Annotated in this window: 26 protein-coding genes; 10 read left to right on the forward strand and 16 right to left on the reverse strand. The window is 68.5% G+C overall.

All coding sequences use genetic code 11. The annotated features are described in order from the left end of the window. Positions 1-38: 38 nt before the first annotated feature. From JRZ79_RS17675 to JRZ79_RS17705, 7 genes are all read right to left on the reverse strand, one after another. Positions 39-614: a HemK2/MTQ2 family protein methyltransferase gene (locus tag JRZ79_RS17675; protein WP_010902837.1), complete on the reverse strand. Its 576-nt coding sequence runs from the start codon at positions 612-614 to the stop codon at positions 39-41. Further along, positions 607-1,683, reverse strand: coding sequence for a mechanosensitive ion channel family protein (locus JRZ79_RS17680; RefSeq protein ID WP_231546359.1), 1,077 nt, complete (start codon positions 1,681-1,683; stop codon positions 607-609). The genes JRZ79_RS17675 and JRZ79_RS17680 overlap by 8 nt, the downstream gene beginning before the upstream one ends. Continuing rightward, positions 1,680-2,528, reverse strand: coding sequence for a 16S ribosomal RNA methyltransferase A (locus JRZ79_RS17685; protein WP_010902839.1), 849 nt, complete (start codon positions 2,526-2,528; stop codon positions 1,680-1,682). The genes JRZ79_RS17680 and JRZ79_RS17685 overlap by 4 nt, the downstream gene beginning before the upstream one ends. 37 nt (positions 2,529-2,565) lie before the next feature. Beyond that, positions 2,566-3,159: a DUF655 domain-containing protein gene (locus JRZ79_RS17690; protein WP_010902840.1), complete on the reverse strand. Its 594-nt coding sequence runs from the start codon at positions 3,157-3,159 to the stop codon at positions 2,566-2,568. Positions 3,160-3,200: 41 nt separating this feature from the next. Further along, the gene (locus JRZ79_RS17695) at positions 3,201-3,560 is read right to left on the reverse strand and encodes an RNA polymerase Rpb4 family protein (protein ID WP_010902841.1); all 360 of its coding nucleotides are present in this window, start codon (positions 3,558-3,560) and stop codon (positions 3,201-3,203) included. After that, entirely contained in the window at positions 3,560-3,859 is a 300-nt protein-coding gene (locus JRZ79_RS17700; RefSeq protein WP_010902842.1) for a 50S ribosomal protein L21e, read from the reverse strand. Before JRZ79_RS17700 ends, JRZ79_RS17695 begins: the two co-directional genes overlap by 1 nt. A 130-nt stretch (positions 3,860-3,989) precedes the next feature. Beyond that, a complete protein-coding gene (locus JRZ79_RS17705; RefSeq protein ID WP_205252682.1) occupies positions 3,990-4,142 on the reverse strand; it encodes a hypothetical protein in 153 nt (50 codons plus the stop codon). Between the two features lie 109 nt (positions 4,143-4,251). Here JRZ79_RS17705 and JRZ79_RS17710 point away from each other — a divergent pair, with 109 nt between their 5' ends. Continuing rightward, positions 4,252-5,433: a cystathionine gamma-synthase gene (locus tag JRZ79_RS17710; RefSeq protein ID WP_010902843.1), complete on the forward strand. Its 1,182-nt coding sequence runs from the start codon at positions 4,252-4,254 to the stop codon at positions 5,431-5,433. Between the two features lie 69 nt (positions 5,434-5,502). On the opposite strand, the gene JRZ79_RS17715 is transcribed toward JRZ79_RS17710, so the two are convergent. The 3 genes from JRZ79_RS17715 to JRZ79_RS17725 form a co-directional block, all read right to left on the reverse strand. Next, complete coding sequence (locus JRZ79_RS17715; protein WP_012289285.1) at positions 5,503-5,769, reverse strand: elongation factor 1-beta; 267 nt, start codon at positions 5,767-5,769, stop codon at positions 5,503-5,505. A 2-nt stretch (positions 5,770-5,771) separates the two neighbouring features. Then, entirely contained in the window at positions 5,772-5,945 is a 174-nt protein-coding gene (locus JRZ79_RS17720) for an HVO_2753 family zinc finger protein (RefSeq protein WP_010902845.1), read from the reverse strand. Between the two features lie 78 nt (positions 5,946-6,023). Continuing rightward, on the reverse strand, positions 6,024-7,850 hold the full coding sequence (locus JRZ79_RS17725) for an ATP-binding protein (RefSeq protein ID WP_205252683.1): 1,827 nt from the start codon (positions 7,848-7,850) through the stop codon (positions 6,024-6,026). 117 nt (positions 7,851-7,967) lie between these two features. On the opposite strand from JRZ79_RS17725, the gene JRZ79_RS17730 reads away from it, so the two are divergent. Both JRZ79_RS17730 and JRZ79_RS17735 read left to right on the forward strand, forming a co-directional pair. Continuing rightward, positions 7,968-8,801 carry an NOP5/NOP56 family protein gene (locus tag JRZ79_RS17730; RefSeq protein ID WP_010902847.1) on the forward strand — a complete coding sequence of 278 codons (834 nt, stop codon included), beginning with the start codon at positions 7,968-7,970 and terminating at the stop codon, positions 8,799-8,801. Beyond that, the gene (locus JRZ79_RS17735) at positions 8,798-9,430 is read left to right on the forward strand and encodes a fibrillarin-like rRNA/tRNA 2'-O-methyltransferase (RefSeq protein WP_010902848.1); all 633 of its coding nucleotides are present in this window, start codon (positions 8,798-8,800) and stop codon (positions 9,428-9,430) included. The genes JRZ79_RS17730 and JRZ79_RS17735 overlap by 4 nt, the downstream gene beginning before the upstream one ends. 13 nt (positions 9,431-9,443) lie before the next feature. Here JRZ79_RS17735 and JRZ79_RS17740 read toward each other — a convergent pair whose 3' ends face one another. Continuing rightward, on the reverse strand, positions 9,444-9,674 hold the full coding sequence (locus tag JRZ79_RS17740; RefSeq protein ID WP_136361411.1) for a hypothetical protein: 231 nt from the start codon (positions 9,672-9,674) through the stop codon (positions 9,444-9,446). Then, positions 9,674-10,264, reverse strand: coding sequence for an AsnC family transcriptional regulator (locus JRZ79_RS17745; protein ID WP_205252684.1), 591 nt, complete (start codon positions 10,262-10,264; stop codon positions 9,674-9,676). The genes JRZ79_RS17740 and JRZ79_RS17745 overlap by 1 nt, the downstream gene beginning before the upstream one ends. 118 nt (positions 10,265-10,382) lie before the next feature. Between JRZ79_RS17745 and msrA the strand changes: the two genes are divergently transcribed. From msrA to JRZ79_RS17760, 3 genes are all read left to right on the forward strand, one after another. Further along, positions 10,383-10,916 (forward strand): peptide-methionine (S)-S-oxide reductase MsrA, encoded by a 534-nt coding sequence (msrA, locus tag JRZ79_RS17750; protein WP_010902851.1) that lies wholly within the window; start codon positions 10,383-10,385, stop codon positions 10,914-10,916. A gap of 43 nt (positions 10,917-10,959) precedes the next feature. Continuing rightward, a complete protein-coding gene (locus JRZ79_RS17755) occupies positions 10,960-11,583 on the forward strand; it encodes an archaellin/type IV pilin N-terminal domain-containing protein (protein ID WP_205252685.1) in 624 nt (207 codons plus the stop codon). Between the two features lie 76 nt (positions 11,584-11,659). Then, entirely contained in the window at positions 11,660-12,148 is a 489-nt protein-coding gene (locus JRZ79_RS17760; RefSeq protein ID WP_205251798.1) for a pyridoxamine 5'-phosphate oxidase family protein, read from the forward strand. Between the two features lie 33 nt (positions 12,149-12,181). Here JRZ79_RS17760 and JRZ79_RS17765 read toward each other — a convergent pair whose 3' ends face one another. Together JRZ79_RS17765 and JRZ79_RS17770 are read right to left on the reverse strand one after the other, a co-directional pair. Further along, entirely contained in the window at positions 12,182-13,387 is a 1,206-nt protein-coding gene (locus JRZ79_RS17765) for a TIGR04347 family pseudo-SAM/SPASM protein (protein WP_010902854.1), read from the reverse strand. Next, the gene (locus tag JRZ79_RS17770) at positions 13,384-13,635 is read right to left on the reverse strand and encodes an Htur_1727 family rSAM-partnered candidate RiPP (RefSeq protein ID WP_010902855.1); all 252 of its coding nucleotides are present in this window, start codon (positions 13,633-13,635) and stop codon (positions 13,384-13,386) included. The genes JRZ79_RS17765 and JRZ79_RS17770 overlap by 4 nt, the downstream gene beginning before the upstream one ends. Before the next feature lie 142 nt (positions 13,636-13,777). Here JRZ79_RS17770 and JRZ79_RS17775 point away from each other — a divergent pair, with 142 nt between their 5' ends. The 3 genes from JRZ79_RS17775 (at position 13,778) to JRZ79_RS17785 (ending at position 16,743) form a co-directional block, all read left to right on the forward strand. Continuing rightward, entirely contained in the window at positions 13,778-14,848 is a 1,071-nt protein-coding gene (locus JRZ79_RS17775; protein ID WP_205252686.1) for a radical SAM protein, read from the forward strand. Between the two features lie 131 nt (positions 14,849-14,979). Next, complete coding sequence (locus JRZ79_RS17780; RefSeq protein WP_136361417.1) at positions 14,980-16,119, forward strand: multicopper oxidase family protein; 1,140 nt, start codon at positions 14,980-14,982, stop codon at positions 16,117-16,119. Positions 16,120-16,125: 6 nt separating this feature from the next. Continuing rightward, entirely contained in the window at positions 16,126-16,743 is a 618-nt protein-coding gene (locus JRZ79_RS17785) for a halocyanin domain-containing protein (RefSeq protein WP_205252687.1), read from the forward strand. 20 nt (positions 16,744-16,763) lie between these two features. Here the strand turns inward: JRZ79_RS17785 and JRZ79_RS17790 are convergent, their stop codons facing one another. Together JRZ79_RS17790 and sod are read right to left on the reverse strand one after the other, a co-directional pair. After that, entirely contained in the window at positions 16,764-17,219 is a 456-nt protein-coding gene (locus tag JRZ79_RS17790; protein ID WP_229373424.1) for a hypothetical protein, read from the reverse strand. A gap of 93 nt (positions 17,220-17,312) precedes the next feature. Then, positions 17,313-17,915, reverse strand: a complete 603-nt coding sequence (gene sod, locus JRZ79_RS17795) for a superoxide dismutase (protein WP_010902860.1) — start codon at positions 17,913-17,915, stop codon at positions 17,313-17,315. Between the two features lie 138 nt (positions 17,916-18,053). On the opposite strand from sod, the gene JRZ79_RS17800 reads away from it, so the two are divergent. Further along, positions 18,054-19,199 (forward strand): acyl-CoA dehydrogenase family protein, encoded by a 1,146-nt coding sequence (locus tag JRZ79_RS17800; RefSeq protein ID WP_010902861.1) that lies wholly within the window; start codon positions 18,054-18,056, stop codon positions 19,197-19,199. Positions 19,200-19,207: the final 8 nt, after the last annotated feature.

Genomic DNA, 19,207 nt, shown 5'->3' on the forward strand with positions numbered 1-19,207 from the left:
GCCGCCGTTATACGTTCCTGGATCGGGACGCCGCCGGGCTACCGCCGGAACTTGAGCACCGTCAGCGTCTCGAAGGGGAACGACTCCTCGCTGATCGCGGCCGCGGAGAACCCGCGGTCGCCGGCGTACGCGGCGACCTCGTCGACTCCCGTGAGCGTGCTCACGAGCATGATCACCACGCCGTCAGGAGCCAGCACGCGCCCCACTGCGTCGAAAAACGATTCGATGACGCGGCGCCCGGTGTCCCCGCCGGACAGCGCGACGTCCATCCAGTCGTCGCGGGTGTCGTCCTCGCGGGGCAGGTACGGCGGATTGAACACCACCGCGTCGAAGGCGTCGTCGCGAAACGGCGCGACCAGGTCGCCGCGAACCACCGGCACGCCACGGTCGGCGGCCTGCCGGACCGCAAACGGGTTGAGATCAGTCCCCACCACGTCAGCGCCGGTTTCGTCCCGAACCGTCGCCGCGACGTACCCCGAGCCGGTGCCGACGTCCAGCACGCGCGCGTACGGGTCGTCGAGTTCCCCGACGGCCGCCGTCGCCAGCAAGTGGGTGTCTTCGGCGGGCTGGTAGACGTCCGCGCCGGCACCGCGGCGGTCGGCGAGATCAGTCATCGGTCTCACCGTCGGTCCCGGGATCGTGAACCCGGAACCCCCCGGTTTCGGCGCGCCCCGCGATCTCGCGCTGGGGGAACGGGATCTTGATGCCGGCGTCATCGAAGGCGGTTTTCACCGACTGGATCACGGCGGTCTGTGCGCGCCAGTGTCGCCGCGAACTCGGCTTGTCGATCCACACCCGAACGTCCATGACGATCGCGGAGTCGCCGAACGACGACAACACGACCTGGGGCCGGGGCACCGACAACACGTCGTCGAGGTCGCTGACCGCGTTCTTGGCGACGTCCATCGCGTGCTCAACGTCGGTCTCGTAGTCGACTCCAACGGACACGTGCACCCGGAGGCGGCCCTTCCGTGAGCGGTTTACGATCTCACTTGACCCGACAACGTCGTTGGGCAACATCACGTACTCGCCGTCGAACGTCTGGAGGCGAGTGTTGACGATCGTGATGTCGGTGACGATGCCTTGCTTGTCGCCGACCTGCACCCAGTCGCCGATCTCGAACGGCCGCGAGAACATCAACACCAGCCCGGCAATGACCGACCCCAGGGTCTGGCGCGCGGCCATCCCGAGCACGATCCCGGCGAACCCCGCGCCGATCAGCAACCCCGAGAGATCGAGGTTCCAGAACCCCAGGATCACGATCAGTGCGCCGATGTAGAGCGTGATCTGGAGGATGCGGAACATGACCTCCGTCTGGTGGTCGGTGATGCCGTCGTGGCCGTCGGTGAAGCGGTCGAGGGCGTCGTCCAAGACGCCCGTGCCGACGTACACGACGGCAACGAACCCCATCGTGATTGCCACCCGGACGAGCACTCTGGCGCGCACCTGGGCGCGACTCAGCTCCCGAAGCACCGCGTCCTCGACGCCCCAGAGAACAACCACCGCCGTCCCGCCGAGGCCGACCACGGCGGCGACGCCGACCCCGATCAGGACGTGGCGACTGCGGGCCGACTGTCGCCGCCACAGCCGACACCCGAGCCACACCGTGGCGGCCACCACGGCGACGATGGCCGCGGTGGCGGTGAGCCGTGCGCCGCCGCCGAGCGCCCACGGCACGCTCACTGTGGATCGGGTCCGGGTGCGGTTTCAACACCCCACGCGACGTTCGCGAGCGCCGCGAACGTGGCCGGCGAAAGCGACCCCGGCCGTGTTCCCAGCACGTCGTCGTCGACGGCTGCAACCACCGCGTCGGGGTCGTCCAGCCCCGAGATGTGGGCCGTGTTCCGGATGGCGTTTCGCGTTGTCTTCCGGCGCTGGGTGAACAGCGCTTTCACGAACGACAGGAAGAACGCCTCGTCGGCCACCACGTAGTCGGGGTCGCGTGGGGTGACGCGGACGACCGCGCTCTCGACGCGGGGCTGCGGGTCGAACGCGGCCGCCGGGACCGTTTCAACGATCGAAACGTCGGCGTAATGCTGTGTCGCCACCGAGAGCCGGCCGTACTCGCTCGTGCCCGGATCGGCGGCCATCCGCTCGGCGAACTCCAGTTGGTACATCAGCACCATCGGCTTGCCCGCCGGCAGCAGCCGGAAGGTCACCTCGCTTGCGACCCCGTAGGGCAGGTTCGAGACCGCGCACGTGAACGCCGGGAGGTCGACAGCCAGGGCGTCCCCGGCCACCACATCGAGGTCGCCCGCCGCGATCGCGTCGGCGAACTCCTCGCGGAGGAACGAGGCGTACGATTCGTCGCGCTCGACGGCGGTCACGCGGTCCGCGACCGACAGCAGTCGGTCGGTGAGCGCGCCCGTGCCTGCGCCGATCTCGAGGACGTGCCCCCGGTCGAAGCCGTCGGCGTACGTCGGGATGCGATCGAGCACGCGGTCGTCGATGAGGAAATGCTGGTCGAAGTCGGGGTTGGGGCGGCCCGCGCGCCGGATCAGCGCGTCGGGGTCGCGTGGCGCAGTCATTGTCGGAGCTACTGCGTGCGCTTCCCTAAACCCCCCGCTACGAGGCGGCGAAGTTGTAGTACTTCAGGTCGGGGTCGCGGATCTCATCGAGGATGCGCTCGACGATGACTTCCTGTGGCGTGTGGAGGCCGTCGACGCGCTCGCTGACGTCCGCGAAGCTCTCGAAGGGACCGCGGCGCTTGCGTTCCTCGAGGATGTTGTCGCGGAGCTTCTCGCCGATGCCCGGCAGGAGGTTCAGTTGGTGCAGGCGCAGCGAGATCGGCTGGGCGTCGTTGTAGAAGTCGACAAAGCGCCGTTCGTTGGCGTCGACGACGTCCTCGACGACGTAGTCGAGCTCCGAGCGCGCGCCGTCCGAGAGGTCGTCGTATTCGACCTCGCGGCCGCGATCGATGCCGGTCTCGAACTCCGGGCGCACCTGCACGCGGTCGAGGATCCCGATGTCGGCGTCCGAAGAGAGACTGAGCTCGTAGAGCGTGAAGTCGATGGTTGAGACCGCATACCCGACTGCGCCGTCGCCGTAGCTCCGCCCGTCGGACCGCCCGTGTGCGAGGAAATCAAGGACAACAGCCGACTCGGAGTCGCCGTCGGCACCGCTGTCACTGTTGGCGTCCGTCGTAGACGTATCACTCATACGGAGACGTACGCCCAGCCAACACTTAAACGGTTGGCCGCTCAGACGTACTTCGCGACGACGTCGAGAATCTCGTCCAGCTCGTCGCCGGACATCGCGTAGCGTTCGTTGGCGAACACCGACCGCAGCTCCGTTCGCGTGCGTGGAAGCAAGTCCACGATCTTGTACGCCACGGCCTCGTCGTCAAGCACGTCGAGCGCGAGCAGTTCGTCGACGAACTCCCGGGACTCCGCCGGCTCCAGCAACGCGAACCGATTGGCGTGCTCGATGGCGCGGGACAGCTCGAAGCGAAGCTCACGGTCCTCGTCGAGGGCGCGCTCGGTCTCGACCTCGGAGAGCAGCGCTTTCGCTTCCGAGACCGTGAGCGGCTCCGTCTCGACTGTCTCCTTGAAGATCGTCATTACTCCTCCTGGCGCTGCGTTCGCAGGTGGGCCGCCCCCACGATGAGCGTCTTGTCCATGCCGCCGTCGTTGACTTCGACTTTGAACGCGTCGCCCTGTGTGCCGACAACAGTGCCGGTCAGGCCGCTGAATCGCGGGTGGAACCGTCCGTCCTGAACGCTCGGGTCGAGCGTGAGGTGGACGGATTCGCCGTCGTCGTAGTCCGCGATGGCGCGCTGGGGCGGCGACGTGCCGCGATCTCGCGGGTCGTTTTGCAGCTTCCCACCACTGTTGCTGAGAGGTCCATTGGAGTTCGGCATGGTCGTATGCTCCACTCTATTTCCGTCGCAGGTAAAAAAGAACCGTTCCGAGGCAGCGGCCACGACGCTACGGCGGCGTTTCCACGCGAGCACGCGCCACGCCCCACAGCGGTGACACCACACTGCGGGGTCAGAGGTCGTAGGTCGCGATCTCGCGGGAGCCACAGGTCGGACACACTGTCGCGTCGTCGCTGTCCTCACCCAGGGTTGTCCCGCAGTCCCGGCATTCGCGCACGAGTCCGGGCTGGGTGTCGACGAGCGCTCGGAGACGGTTCAGTACCACGGATGTCGATTACACGACCAGCTACTTAATGATGGGTTCGATTTCGAATCGTGTGGGTGGTGGCGTCCGGAACGAACAAGCCTAACTCGCGGGCCGGCAACATGCTCGTATGAGCGGCAACGACGACGCCGATGACGCAGCCGACCGGTTCCAGACACGCGCGATCCACGCGGGCCAAGCGCCGGACTCGGAGACGGGCGCGCTGATGACGCCGATCTTCGCGAACTCGACGTACGTCCAGGACGGCCCCGGTGACCACCGCGGCTACGAGTACTCCCGGACGGGCAACCCGACGCGCACGGATCTGGAAGCCAACCTCGCGAGCCTGGAGGGCGGCGAGCACGGGCGCGCGTTCGCCTCCGGAATGGCCGCGATCAACACCGTGTTGAACCTCCTGGCGGCCGGCGACCACGTGGTAGCGGGCGACGACGTGTACGGCGGCACCCACCGCATCTTCACGCAGGTCTACGAGGACTACGACATCGACTTCGACTTCGTCGACACCACCGACCACGACGCCGTCCGGGAGGCCATGGGGGAGGCGACGGAACTCCTCTGGGTGGAGACCCCGACGAACCCGTTGTTGAACGTCAACGACATCGGCGCGCTCGCGGACATCGCCCACGAGCACGACGCGCTGTGTGCGGTGGACAACACGTTCGCAACGCCGTACCTCCAGCGCCCCCTGGAGTTCGGTGCCGACATCGTCTCGCACAGCCTCACGAAGTACCTCGGCGGGCACAGCGACCTCGTTGCGGGCGCGCTGATCACCGACGACGACGACCTCGACGAGCAGTTCGGGTTCTACCAGAACTCCGTCGGCGCGACGCCCAGTCCGTTCGACTGCTTCCTGGTGTTGCGCGGCACGAAAACCCTGGGCGTGCGCATGGACCGCCACTGTGAGACGGCCATGGAGCTTGCGGCGTGGCTTGCGGATCACGAGCACGTCAGCCAGGTCCACTACCCGGGCCTGGAGAGCCACCCCGACCACGAGCTGGCCGCCGCGCAGATGGACGGCTTCGGCGGCATGGTCTCCTTCGAGTTGGACGCCACCCTCGAAGCGGCCAGCGCGTTCGTCGAGGAGACCGACGTGTTCACGCTCGCGGAGTCACTGGGCGGCGTGGAGTCACTGATCGAGCAGCCCGCGGCGATGACTCACGCCGCCATCCCGAAGGCCGAACGGGAGGCCGCGGGGCTCACCGACGGGCTGATCCGGGCGAGCATCGGCGTCGAGCACGTCGACGACCTCAAGGCGGACCTCCAGCAGGCCATCGAGGCCGCCCTGCAGTAGTGTAGTAGACCCACGGCGTGGGTTCTGGCGGCGCTGTGTGCGGTGAGAACGGCTGAAAACGGGTGGTGATTACAGGCGGCCGACTTCTTCGACGCTGACGGATTCGACGTCGTCGACGGCGCCGAAGGCGTCCTCGACGGCTTCGGTCCCGCCGGAGTCGTCCGGAACGATGACCGTTGTGAGCAGCGCGGTCAGCCCGAACGCGACCTCCTCGGTGTCCGTCCCGTTGATCTCGGCGCCGTCGGGCAGTGACTCCGAGAGGTCGGCTTCGAGGCCGTCGAGGTCGATGTCGGGGCTGTCCGGCATGACCTTGAGCACGGCAGCGACCTTGCTCATCGTTATGGCCCCCGGAACCCGCAGTCGGGGCATTCGTAGAGGTTGCTCTGCTTGCGGCACTTTGCACAGCGGTAAATCTGCTGGCCGCAGTCCGGGCACTTGAACGAGGCAGCGGTGGTACCGGAGATGTTGATGCCACAGGAGACGCACTTGCGCGCCTGCGAGGCTTCGCTCATACAACTGGTATCGCCCGGACGCGTTTTAACCATTGTCTTTCGGCACCGCGGGCCGGCGCGAGATCATGTGACCACGACTCACTCGTGGGTGGGCGCGTCGGTGCCGGTGATCGTGAGCCGTGCACCGCCGTCGTCGCTTGTGGTGACCGAGACGGTCCAGTCGTGGGCGTCGGCGACATCGCGGACGATGCTCAGGCCGAACCCGGTGCCGTCCGCGCTCGTCGTGAACCCGTGGTCGAAGACCGTGTCACGGTCCGACTCGGGGATCCCCCGGCCGTCGTCGGCGACGTAGAAACCGCCCGGGGCGTCGCCGACGGTCACCGTCACCGGTTCGTCGGCGGCGGGCCGGCTGCCGTGTTCGACGGCGTTCCGGAAGAGGTTCGCGAGGAGTTCCTGGAGGCGGCTGCGGTCGGCCGACACCCGGGTGGTGGCGGTGACGGTCAGTGCGGCGGCGTCGGTGTCGACGGTGCTCCAGGCGTCGTCGGCGACCGCGGCCAGGTCGACCGGCTCCCGTTCGGCCGCCGAGCAGCCGGTGCGGGCCAACACCAGCAGGTCGTCGACGAGCGCGTTCATGCGTTCGATGGCGCGGCGACACCGGTCGAAGTGCTCGGGCGCGCCGGAGTCGGCGGCGAGTTCGAGGGAGCCACTGGCCACGTTCAGCGGGTTGCGGATATCGTGGGAGACGATCGACGCGAAGTCCTCCAGGCGTTCGTTGCGCTCCTCAAGCTGGGTTCGGATGTGGCGGTCCGTGAGCTCGGCGGTCAGCCACTGCGCCATCAGATCCACGATCGTCACCGCCCAGTCGCTGAACGGTTCGGGCTGTGGGTCCGGATCGTAGAAGCAAAGCGTCCCGTACAGGTCGCCGTCGGCGAACAGCGGCGCGCCGATGTACGAGCCGACAGACACGCCGTCCGGGGGGCCGGGCACAACGAACTCCGGCGGGGTGGTGGCGTCCTCGACGTCGGAGAAGACGACGGTCTGCTCGGTGGTGACGACGCGCTCGCAACACGTCTCCGAGAGCGGGACGACCGTGCCCTCGCTCACGTCGGCGTGGGGCGGCGCGCGCACGTGCTTGAACTCGTAGGTGTCGTCCGAGACCTCCGAGAGCGTGCCGTAGGCAACCCCGAGGAAGTCACAGCCGATGGCCAGCATGGTGTCGGCGCGGGCGGCCGGCTGGCGGTTGGTCTCCGCGGTCTCCTCGTAGAGGCGCCGAAGGACGCGTTCGCGTTTCTCGATCGTTTCGAGGTGGGTGTGGCGTTCCGTGACGTCCTGGAGGTAGACCGACACGCCCGACGAGGAGGGGAACAGCCGGGCTTCGATGACGGCGTCGGCAGGGTCGTAGTGACCGGTGAACGAGACGGCGTCCTGGCTGTCGACCGCCGTTCGGTAGGCGTCCCGGAAGCGCGGGCCGACGGAGGCGGGGAGCACCTCCCAGAGGGAGCAGCCCAACAGCGTGTCGGGCGTGGCCGACTCTGCCGCCGAGAGCAGCGACTCGGCCTCGGCGTTGACGTACGTGATCCGGGCGTCGTTGTCGACGGCGACGAAGGCGTCGGTGACGCGGTCGACCCAGGAGGCCTGGCGGATGTCCGGGGGCGTTGTGGCGGTGCCGTGGATGGTGATCGTGCCGTCGACGAGGCGGCTGGCGTGGAAGTCGTACTGGGTCGTGGGTGCGTGCGCGAACCCGCCCTCGGCGGTCGCTGTGCCGTGCGTTTGGGCGGCTTCGATCAGCGACTGCGGGTCGTCGATGGACAGCACGTCGGCGAGGTGCGTGCCGTCAGTGGGGTGGTCGCCGGGTGCGGCGGCGGCCACGGCGGCGTTCCAGTTGCGGATCGTGCCGTCGCGGTCGCAGACGAGAGACACCGGCTGCGGATCGCTGGTGGTGGTGTGCGCGCGATCGCTGTTCATGCTCCGTGATACCACGTATGATGGTGGCGGGCTTAACACCGCCGGAACACGTAGCCGAGTTGATCGGTTGTGGCTGGTGAGCGTACGTTTAACCGCACGCAGCCGGAACCTCGCGCCATGACCACGCACGGATGGTTCGCGGACACGGCTGTTCGGGACGCCGACGCGGCCGCCGACGCCGTTCGGAACGGCCACGCGGACGCCCCCGAGAACTGGCCGGCGGCCGCCGTCGAAGACGGCGTTGTGGACGACGCCGACGAGTATTACGACCGCTTGCGGGACGCGACCCGAGCCGCCACGCGGGCGGCCGTCAGGGAGCGCGAGCGCGCCGACGACCAGCAACTCGTCCACGCAGTGCGGACGATCGGCGACCTCTCGGACGCCGCCAACGAGGTCGCCGAGCGCGCCGTCGAGTGGGCGCGCACGCTGTTCGACGGCGTCGACGACGGGATCGCTGGCGCGCGCGACGTCGCCGGCCGGAGCGCGAACAGTCCCACCGAGGAGCGCGCGATCGCGCTGTGTGAGCGCGCGACCGATCTCGCCGACGAGCGCGACCGCGCGCAGGGGTTCGTCGAGACCCACGCCCCGACAGTCGCGCCGAACCTCTCGATGCTGGCCGGGCCGGTGCTGGCGGCGCGGCTCATCGCGCTCGCGGGCGGCCTCGACGACCTGGCGAAGCTGCCGTCCGGCACGGTACAGGTGCTGGGTGCCGAGGACGCCCTGTTCGCGCACCTCCGGGGGCACGCGCCCTCCCCGAAACACGGCGTCATCTACACCCACGAGTACGTCCGCGGCACCCACCCCGACCAGCGGGGGTCGGCGGCCCGAGCGCTCGCCGGGAAGCTCACCATCGCCGCGCGCGTCGACCACTACTCGGGGGACCGCCGGCCGGATCTCGAAGCCGAACTGGACGCCCGCATGGAGCGCATTCGCGCTCGTGAGACCGAATGAGCCTCCCCGCAGGCGTCCAGCGGCGGTCGTTCGGCGACGAGGACGGCGTGCTGGCGACTCGGGGCGAGCCCGCGTACGGCGAGCCGGTCGTCGACGGGTGGCGGCGCTGGGACGCCCACCGGTCGAAGCTCGGCGCGACGTTCGAGCTCGGTCTCGACACCGGGCTGTCGGGCGGGGACGCAGTGCTGTATTTGGGGGCGGCGAACGGCACCACAGTGAGCCACGTGGCGGATTTCGCGGGGCCGACGTACGCCGTGGAGTTCGCGCCCCGGCCGGTCACGGATCTGCTGGCGGTGGCCGACTCCCGGGAGCGGCTGTTCCCGCTGTTGAAGGACGCGAGAGCGCCCGAGACGTACGCCCACGTGGTCGAATCGGGCGTGGACGCCATCGTGCAGGACGTGGCGACCCGCGGGCAGGCGGATGTGGCGCTGTCGAACCGGCAGTTCCTCGCCGACGATGGGCGACTCGTGGCGGCCCTGAAGGCCCGCAGCGAGGACGTGACCGCCGACCCGGCGGCTGTCTTCGAGGACCTCCTCGGGAGACTCCGTGACGGGTACGAGGTGCGTGCGACCGCGCGCATGGAGCCGTTCCACGAGGACCACTTGGCGGTCGTGGCGACGCCACGGTAGCGCGCCGCCCGGATCAGTCGCGGGGCTCGCCGTCTGGCTCCAGGGTGCGCACGCCGGCCACGATGAGCGCGGCCTGCACGGCGAGCCAGCAGATGAGCGCGGCCGCCCCGAGGATCGCGGGCGCGGCCAGCAGCCGCGCGACGTGGTACGGCAACACGATGCGGCTGAACCCCAGCGTGACGAACCCCACGAGCACCAGCCCGAACGCGAGCAGCGACAGCGTGACGAAGCGGTGGCGCTGCATCAGGCGTCGGCGTCCAGGCGCTCGTATCGCTGGCGGAACTGGCGCTCGCAGGACTGACAACAGAAGTGGTGGCGGTCCCCGTCGATGGTGGCGGTCGTGCCCTCGCTGGTGACGGTGTTCCCACACTCGTCGCAGGCCAACGCGAGGTCCGCGCTGCCGGCCGTGGGCTCCCAGCTCGCCGCCGCGAGCGCGGTCACGTCGTAGTCAGTGATGGCCTCGAAATCGACGGTGTCTGCCACCCAGTCCGAGACGTCCGCGACCGGCAGCCGCGCCGAACACGTGACATCGCCGGCTGCGGTGACGAAGACGTGTTCGACGGCGTCCGCGGCGGCGACCGCCGCCCGCACGTCGTCCTGGCGGCCGGGGTGAACGGCGAACGACACGAGCACGTGGGTGCCGTCCCGAAGCCGGCTGCGGTCGAGGTCGATCGTGAACCGCCGCAACACACCGGCGTCCTGGAGCTTCGTGATCCGGTCGGAGACGGCTGGCGCGGACAGCCCGACCGCGTCCGCGATGTCGCTGTACGGTCGTCGCGCGTCCGCCGCGAGCAACGCGAGGATGCGGCGGTCGGTGTCGTCGAGATCCGACATGCGTGTGGGTCGCGGCCGGAGCCCCAAAGCCGTGCCGCAGCCGACTGCCCGGCGGCGTGGGGCGGCGACATCCGCCGCCCCCGCTGGTGTTAACCGCGTACAGGCCAACAGCACAGTCATGGGCACTGAGACGGCGACACTCGGCGGCGGATGCTTTTGGTGTACGGAAGCGGCGATGGAGGAACTCGCCGGGGTGACGGACGTGACCTCGGGGTACGCTGGCGGGGACACCGCCGACCCGTCCTATCGAGACGTGTGTTCGGGGACGACCGGCCACGCGGAAGTCGTGCAGGTGGAGTACGACACCGCGGAGCTCGCGTACGAGGACGTCCTGGAGGTCTTTTTCACGGTCCACGATCCGACCACGGTGGACCGCGAGGGGCCCGACGTTGGCAGCCAGTATCGGTCGATCGTGCTCCCCCACGACGACCAGCAACACGAGCGCGCCACGGCGTTCGTCGATGAGCTCGCCGCCGCGGACGCCTTCGACGGCTCGATCGTCACCGAGATCGAGCCCCTGGAGACCTTCTATCCCGCCGCGGAGAAACACCAGAACTACTTCGAGAAGAACCCGGACGCGGCGTACTGCACGGTGAACGTCGCGCCGAAGGTCTCGAAGGTCCGCGAGCAGTTCGGCGCTCGCACCGAGTAAGAATCGACCCAGGTTTATTCCGTTACACCTCAAACGCTAGTACATGGAGTCGATGCGTCGCGGACAAGTCGGGATCGGAACCCTGGTGGTGTTCATGGCGATGATCCTGGTGGCTGCGATGGCTGCAAGCACGCTGGTCGACATCGGCGGCATGTTGCAGTCTCGCGGTGACGCCACCGGCGAGGAGGCGGTCGGACAGGTCACCAACGGCGTGTCGGTCACGGGGGCGTTCGGGACGATAACCAACGCTACTGACGACCCCTTCACCGACGGGACAGTATCGGACATCGAGATCGTCGTGGGCCAGTCGGCTGGCTCGGGCAACGTGAACGTCTCTGACGTGACCGTCGATTGGGTCGGGCCGCGGCAGGCCACCACGCTGTCGTGGACCGATGGGACCGCCAACAGCAGCCGGTTCACGACCCGCAAGACGACCGGCAACTCGGCCACAGTGCTTGCCGACGCCGAGGACCGCATCGAGATCGTGATCAACGCCACCGCGGTCGAGGAGAACCAGGATAGCTTCTCGGGCACCAGCAACGACAACCACGGGCTGTACGCGGGCGAACGGGCGGAGCTTATCATCACCACCCAGTACGGCGCTTCGACGACGTACTGGGTTTCGGTTCCCGAGTCGGTGACCGGGGCGTCGGCGGTCAGCGTGTAACTCCGGGTGGCCGTCCCAGCACGCTGGAACGACGCCCACGCTTCAAGAGTGCCGGGGTCCGTGAGTACCACACGCAATGAGCTCAGATGCGCCCGACGACCAGCCGCCCGCGGACGCGGGTGTCAGAATGACGACCACGCAGGTGGTGGCGTACCTCCGGCGGGCTGGGGACGGCGTGCTCTCGCTGGCGGGTGCCCCACCGCTGTCGGTGCCGATGTCGTTTGGCGTCACTGACGGCCCGCGCCTCGTCTTCCAGTGTCTGTTCGGTCCGGACAGCGAGAAGGGCACGCGGCTCAGTGAGACCGACAGTGCGTCACTGGTGTGTTACGACCGGGCGAGCCCCGACGACTGGGCCAGCGTCGTGGTGACCGGGGAGATGGCAGCCGTCGAGCACGACGCCGAACGGCAGGCGGCGTTCGCCGAGCACGCCGACACGGTCAGCATGAACGTCTTCGAGGAGGCCGCCGCCGAGCTGTCCGTGCAGTGGTACGAACTCACGCCGGATTCAATGAGCGGACGCGCCGGCGGCCACTGGACGCCCCCGACCACCGACGACAACGGGTAGCACCGCAGCGACACCGGTGGGCGGCCGCCGCGGTCAGTCCGCCGAGGCGTCGCCGGTGCGCTCCGGCTCGCGCTCGGCTTCGGTGAGGTAGCATTTCGGGTCGGGGTCGAAGGGGCCGCCGGCGGAGAGCGCGCGCAGCCGCGAGCCGCCCCGACAGATCGACCGGTACTGGCAGGACGCACACCGCCCCGTGAGTCGGTCGTCGCGGTCGCGCAACCCGGCCAGCAGGGGGTTGGTGTCGTCGCTCCAGATGTCGCCGAACGACCGATCGCGGACGTTCCCGAGGCTGTACCCCTGCCAGAACTGCGTCATGTGGACGTTGCCCTGGTAGTCCACGTCGGCGATGCGTTCGCCGGTCGGGTCGCCGCCGTTGGCTTCGAGGTAGCGGTAGATGTGGTCGGCCTGCTGGTCGCCGAGTTCCTCCCGGGCGTACTCCACGAGGAACCCCGCGTCGGCGTAGTTCCCGACCAGCAGCGTCTCGATCTCCTTGCCCTGGGCGTGGTATTCGCGCGTGAGGTCACACACCGTCCGGACCGCCGTCCGGGTGTCCGCCGGGGACAGATCCAGGTTCGAGATGTCCGCGCCGCGGCCGCCGTAGTCGAGATGGTAGAAACAGAACCGGTCCAGGCCCACGTCGTGCAGGAGGTCGACGACCTCCGGGAGGTCGGGCGCGTTGGCCTCGGTGATCGTGTAGCGCAGCCCGGTTTTCAGGCCGGCGTCGAGGCTGTTCTCGATGCCCCGAACCGCGGCGTCGAACGCGCCCTCCTCGCCGCGGAACTCGTCGTTGCGCTCGGGGAGGCCGTCCACGGAGATGCCGGCGTATTTCAGGCCGGCGTCTTTCATCGCCGCCGCGCGCTCCGCGGTGATGAGCGTGCCGTTCGTCGAGAGCACGGGCCGAATGCCGTTGTCGTCGGCGTACGCGATGAGTTCTTCGAGGTCGTCGCGGACCATCGGCTCGCCCCCGGAGAACAGGACGACCGGGATGCCGAAGTCAGCGAGGTCGTCCAACAGCGCTTTGCCCTCGGCCGTGGAGAGTTCCCCCGGCGCTGTCTCGGTGTCCGCGGCGGCGTAGCAGTGCGAGCAGTAGAGGTTGCACTGCTTGGTGAGGTTCCAGACGACGACCGGCCGCTGCTGTTTGTCCTCGGTGATCTGTTCCTCGGAGGACTCCGCGGCAGCGTCGTACCGCAGCCCGTCGCTTTCGGCGTCCAGATCACAGAGCAGCTTGCTGACGGAGATCACGCTGATCGCCCCCCATCGACGCCGCCGGTCGTGTAGCGCTGGGTTTCGTCGGCCGGACACACCCAGATGGATCGCGCGACCCAGTCGAACAGCGACGATGCGTGCTCGTGTGCGGTGTCCGCAGTGCCCGCGGTCACGCTTCCCACGTGTTTGAGCGGGGCGTCGGCGTCCGCCCGAACGAACACCTCCCATTCGCGGCCGGTGGCGCTCCGCGGTTCGTCGGTCACCCGCGTTCGGTCGGCTGTCATTACGCCCACCTAGCTGCGCGCCCCAAATGGGCGTCGCGTCGGTTCCCGGCGGCTGGGAACACCCGCCCCGATACAAACCCTGGAACGGCCGAGGTCGAAGTGGGGTCGCTCCCGCGTGCTGCGTGTGGCCCCGGTTGGATCCATGACGCCAGTTGACACCAGCGAACGGCCAGTCGTACTCGTTTGGGAAGTCACACAAGCCTGCGCGCTCGCCTGCGATCACTGTCGCGCGAGCGCACGCCCACAGCGACACCCGTCGGAGCTGTCGACCCCCGAGGGCAAACAGCTACTGACCGACGCCGCGGCGTTCGGCGACGGGCAGTTGGTCGTGTTGTCCGGCGGGGACCCGCTTGCCAGGCCTGACACGGTCGAACTCGTCGAGCACGGCACGGACTGCGGGCTTCGCATGACCGTGACGCCCAGCGGGACGGCGTCGCTGACGCCCACGGCGATCGAGGCACTGGCCGACGCGGGCGTGGCGCAGTTCGCCGTGAGCATCGACGGCGCGACGCCGACGACCCACGACGAGTTCCGCGGGGAGGCCGGGAGCTTCGAGCGGACGCTGCGGGCGGCCCGCGCGATCCGGGAGCTTGGGGTGCCCCTGCAAGTGAACACGACGGTGTGTGCCGACACAGTCGAAGCGTTGCCGGCGATCCGTGACCTCGTCGCGGAGTTGGGGGTGGCGTTGTGGAGCGTGTTCTTCCTGGTGCCCGTCGGTCGGGGGCGTGCGCTCGATCCGGTGTCGCCGGCGCGCGCCGAGGAGGTGATGGCGTGGCTTGACGGGGTCGCGCGCAGCGAGGCGTTCGGCGTGAAGACCACGGAAGCACCGATGTACCGGCGGGTGCGCGCACAGCGCGGGGGTGACAGTGCGCCACAGCGCCGGGCCGGCGTCACGGCGGGTGACGGGTTCGCGTTCGTCTCCCACACTGGGGCCGTGTATCCGTCCGGGTTCCTGCCGTCGTCGGCCGGAAACGTCCGTGAGCGCTCGGTGGTGGACAGCTACCGGAACAGCGAGCTGTTCCAGCGGCTGCGCGACACCGAGGCGCTCACGGGGAAGTGTGGGGCGTGTTCGTTCCGCACCGTCTGTGGAGGGAGTCGGTCGCGGGCGTACGCGACAACCGGGGAGCCGATGGCCAGCGATCCGCTGTGTCCACACGTGCCCGACGGGTACGACGGGCCACTGCCCGACCGCCAGGCGACCGCCGACGACTGACCGTCCGATCGTTTCGGTGACACCAAACCAGTCGTGTCAGCGCCTGAATCCTTCCCAGACCGTAGGAACGATTCCCTGACCTGTGGAACCAGCGGGCTGCGATTAAGTGGCGGGGCCATAGCACGGCGTGTATGACCGATCAGATCGGCGCTCCCGGCCTCGGCATCTCGCGGCGTGACTTCGTGGCGGCGACCGCTGGCGTCGGGACCGCTGCCATCGCCGGCTGCACCGCTCCCGACGGAGGGGAGTCGGTGACGGACACGACCACTGCGGCCAAACAATCCGGACTCCCGACCACGAGTCCGCCGGAGGTCGTCGACGCCACCGAGCAGGGCAACCAGGTGACGCTGAAAAGCGTGCCGGCGGTCCACGACGTCCACCCCCTGGACTCGATGGGCGGCCCGGTGAAGCTCCCCCGGGTGTGGGCGTTCGCCACCGAAGACGGCGACCCGAGCGTGCCCGGCCCCATCGTGCGCACCGAGGAAGGCCAGGACATCGAGGTGACGCTCGACAACACGGACGGCAAGCGCCCACACACGCTGCATTTCCACGGATCACAGACCGCTTGGGAGGACGACGGCGTCCCGACGACCACCGGCATCCGGGTCGGCCCCGGCGAAAAACACACCTACACCATTCCCGCCAACGTCCCGGGAACGCACCTCTACCACTGCCACTACCAGACCCAGCGCCACATCGACATGGGGATGTACGGCATCTTCCGCATCGACCCCAAGGGGTACGAGCCCGCCGACAAGGAGTATTTCATGACGGTCAAAGACTGGGACTCGCGGCTGAACCGCAGCATGGCCGGCGAGGACGTCGACTACAGCCCGCGCACCCGCAACCCCGACGTGTTCACCGTCAACGGCAAGTCCGCGCCGCGAACCCTCCACCCCGAGGACGGCTCACCGGTCATCGTCGAGCAGGGTGATACGGTCCGGCTCCACCTGGTCAACGGCGGGTACATGAACCACCCGCTGCACATCCACAACCACCGCTTCCGCATGGTCGAGAAGGACGGCGGGCAGATCCCGGCGGCCGCCCAACACACCATGGACATCACCGACATGGCTCCCGCCGAGCGCCACACCATCGAGTTCCAGGCCGACGCCGACCCCGGCATCTACCTGATGCACTGCCACAAGGTCAACCACGTGATGAACGGCACGTTCTACCCCGGTGGCATGCTCTCGGGGATCGTCTACAAGGACGCCATGGACTCGGACATCTTCGGGAAGTTGATGGACTTCGCAGGGTACGATGCCTAGGTGAGGATGACTGACAGCGATTCAGCGGTTACGAGACGGCGCGTGTTGCAGGGGTCGGCTGGGGCCGGCGCGGCCGCGGCCGGGATCGGCGGGTTCGCCGCCGGTGGCGCAGCACAGAGCGCCAGCATCGACGACTGGCTGGGCGACGTGAGCAACTACGACGGCGTCCGCGACGAAACCGGCAGCAGCGAGGTCACCGTGGACGTCGGCGTCGACGCGAACGGCGGCGCGTACGGGTTCGGGCCGGCGGCCGTGCGGGTCGACCCGGGCACGACGGTGACCTTCGACTGGGTGTCGAACACGCACAACGTCGCCGTCGAGAGCCAGCCCGACAGCGCCGACTGGGGCGGCGTCGAGGAGATCAACAACGAGGGGTACACCGACAGCCACACGTTCGAGACGGCGGGCGTGTACACGTACTTCTGCAGCCCCCATCGTGCGATGGGGATGAAAGGCGCGGTCGTCGTCGGCGACGCCGACGTCGGCGGGGCAGCAAGCGGCGGCATCGACTGGGGCAACCTCGGCGTGCTCGGCGCCGGGTTCGCGCTCGGGATCGGGTTGCTGATGCCGTTCGTGCGGCGCGCACTGGACCCCAGTCCGCACAACCCGAACACCCACGAGTAACCGCCCGCCGCGGCACGACGTTACGTGTCTGTGGCGTCACGGACGGCCACCGCAGAGTCGTCAGTGGCCGCGGCTGCGGGCACGGACCGCTTGCCGGCGTCGTCGGCGGTCGCCACCAGGATGTCGTGGATCGTGGTGTCGACGTCGTCGTTTCGGATCGTCGCCGGAGCAACGACAGCCACGCCGTTGGCCTCGGCGGCGCGGTGTGCGCCGTCGGTGATCCGACCGAGCGCCGTCAGCAGCGTGGCGTCGGCGTCCGTGTCTCCAGCGCCGGCAACCAGATACGCCACGTGTCGCTCCGTGACGGTGGCGGTGCTGTCGTCGCCGACCAACACGAGCAGCCGCAGCGGGTGTTGGCCGTCGCCGCGCAGCGCCCGCACCATCACCGTCGTGGGGTTCACGCGGGCGTGGGCGGTCATCCAGCCCTCCGCGACGAGCTGGTATCGGAGGTCGTCGACAACGGGTGACGTGACCACACACCGGTGTTGGCCGAGGTGTGTATAGAAGCTATCGGAACGCTACACGGCGAAGAAAGCGTGGCGTTTCAGGGTGTCCCCGCGGGCGGGGCGTTACTCGAAGCGCTCGGCCGCCTGCTCGAAGCGCTCGGTGGGCTCGTCCCAGTCGACGACCTCGAAGAAGGCGTCGACGAAGCTGCCGCGGTCGGGACCGTAGTCGTAGTAGTAGGAGTGCTCCCAGACGTCGAGGGCGAGGATGGGGTGGCTGCCCCAGAGTGCGCCCTCGTCGTGGTTGTCCACGGCCACGTTCCGGAGCGTGTTGCTGTGGGAGTCGTAGACGAGCAGCGCCCAGCCGCTGGCCGCGCTGGCGGCGGCCTCGAACTCGGCCCGCCAGTTCTCGTAGGAGCCGAAGTCCGCCGCGATGCGGTCGGCGAGCGCCCCGGACGGCTCGTCGCCGCCCGCCGGGCTCATGGACTGCCAGAACAGCGTGTGGAGGATGTGCCCCGAGCCGTTGTGCGTGACGTCCCCGAGCGCGCCGGCTGTCGAGGCGTGGTCGCCGGTCTCACGGTTCTCCGCCAGCGTCTCCTCGGCGTCGTTCCAGCCGTTCACGTAGCCCTGATGGTGGGTGTCGTGATGCCACGTGAGCACCTGCTCGCTGATGTGTGGTTCGAGCGCGTCGTAGTCGTACGGCAGCGGTGGGAGTTCGTATTCGGACATACAGTGTGTCGTACGTCGGCGCTGCTTATGGTGGTTTCCGGAATGCAGTTTCAGTTGGGTTCGTGACGGGACGGCAACCGCGGAAGTGATGCCGAGCGTTTACAAGTATTTTTCATGATGTATGCTGGATGATACCACATGGACTTCGAACTCAGCGACGAACAACGCGCGATCAAAGCCGAAGTGCAGCGGTTCGCAGACAACGAGATCAGGCCCGTCGCCACCGAACACGACACGGCCGAATCGTTCCCCCACGAGGTCATGGACAAGGCCGCCGACGCCGGCCTCCTGGGGCCGGGCATCCCCATGGCGTACGGCGGTGCCGGCTACTCACCGGTGGAGGTCGCCATCATCGTCGAGGAGCTGTTCGCCGCCGACCCCGGCATCGGGCTGTGCGTCGCCAGCGCCGGGTTCGGTGCCGAAGCGATCACGGCGTTCGGGACCGACGACCAGAAGCGGCGGTTCCTCGAACCCGTCACCGCCGGCGACGCCATCATGGGGTCGGCGATCTCCGAGCCCGACACCGGCTCGGACGTGGCAAGCGTCTCCGCAACCGCCGAGAAAGACGGCGACGAGTGGATCATCGACGGCAACAAGATGTGGATCACGAACGGCTCCGTGGGCGACTATTTCGTCGTCCTGTGCCGGACCGATCCCGACGCCAGCGGGCGCTACGAGGGGTTCAGTCAGATCGTCGTCGAAAGCGACCGCGACGGGTTCACCGCCGAGAAGATCACGGGCAAACTCGGCATCCGGGCGTCCGACACCGCCGAACTCGTGCTCGACGCCGTGCGCGTTCCCGAGGAGAACCTCATCGGCACGCGCGGGGGCGGGTTCCTCCAACTGATGCAGTTCTTCGACGAAACCCGCACCACCGTCGCCGCACAGGGTGTGGGCATCGCGCGCGGTGCCACCGAGCGCGCGCTCGCGTACGCCCAGGAGCGCGAGCAGTTCGGCCAGCCCGTCGCCGACTTCCAAGCCATCCAGCACAAGCTCGCGGAGATGCAGACGAAAACGGAGGCCGCGCGCACGCTCACGCGGAAGTCCGCGTGGAGCGTCGACCACCGCGACGACCAACTCACCGCGCTGGCGTCGATGGCGAAATCGTTCGCGTCCCGGATCGCCGTTGAGGTCGCCGACGAGGCGGTCCAGATCCACGGCGGCGCGGGCTACGTCAACGACTTCGACGTGGAGCGGTTCTACCGGGACGCCAAGATCACGCAGCTCTACGAGGGCACCACGGAGATCCAGAAGAACGTGATCGCCCGCGAGATGATGGACTGACCCGGCGT

Source organism: Halobacterium sp. BOL4-2, assembly GCF_016917835.2.
In the GTDB taxonomy this organism is placed as follows: domain Archaea; phylum Halobacteriota; class Halobacteria; order Halobacteriales; family Halobacteriaceae; genus Halobacterium; species Halobacterium salinarum.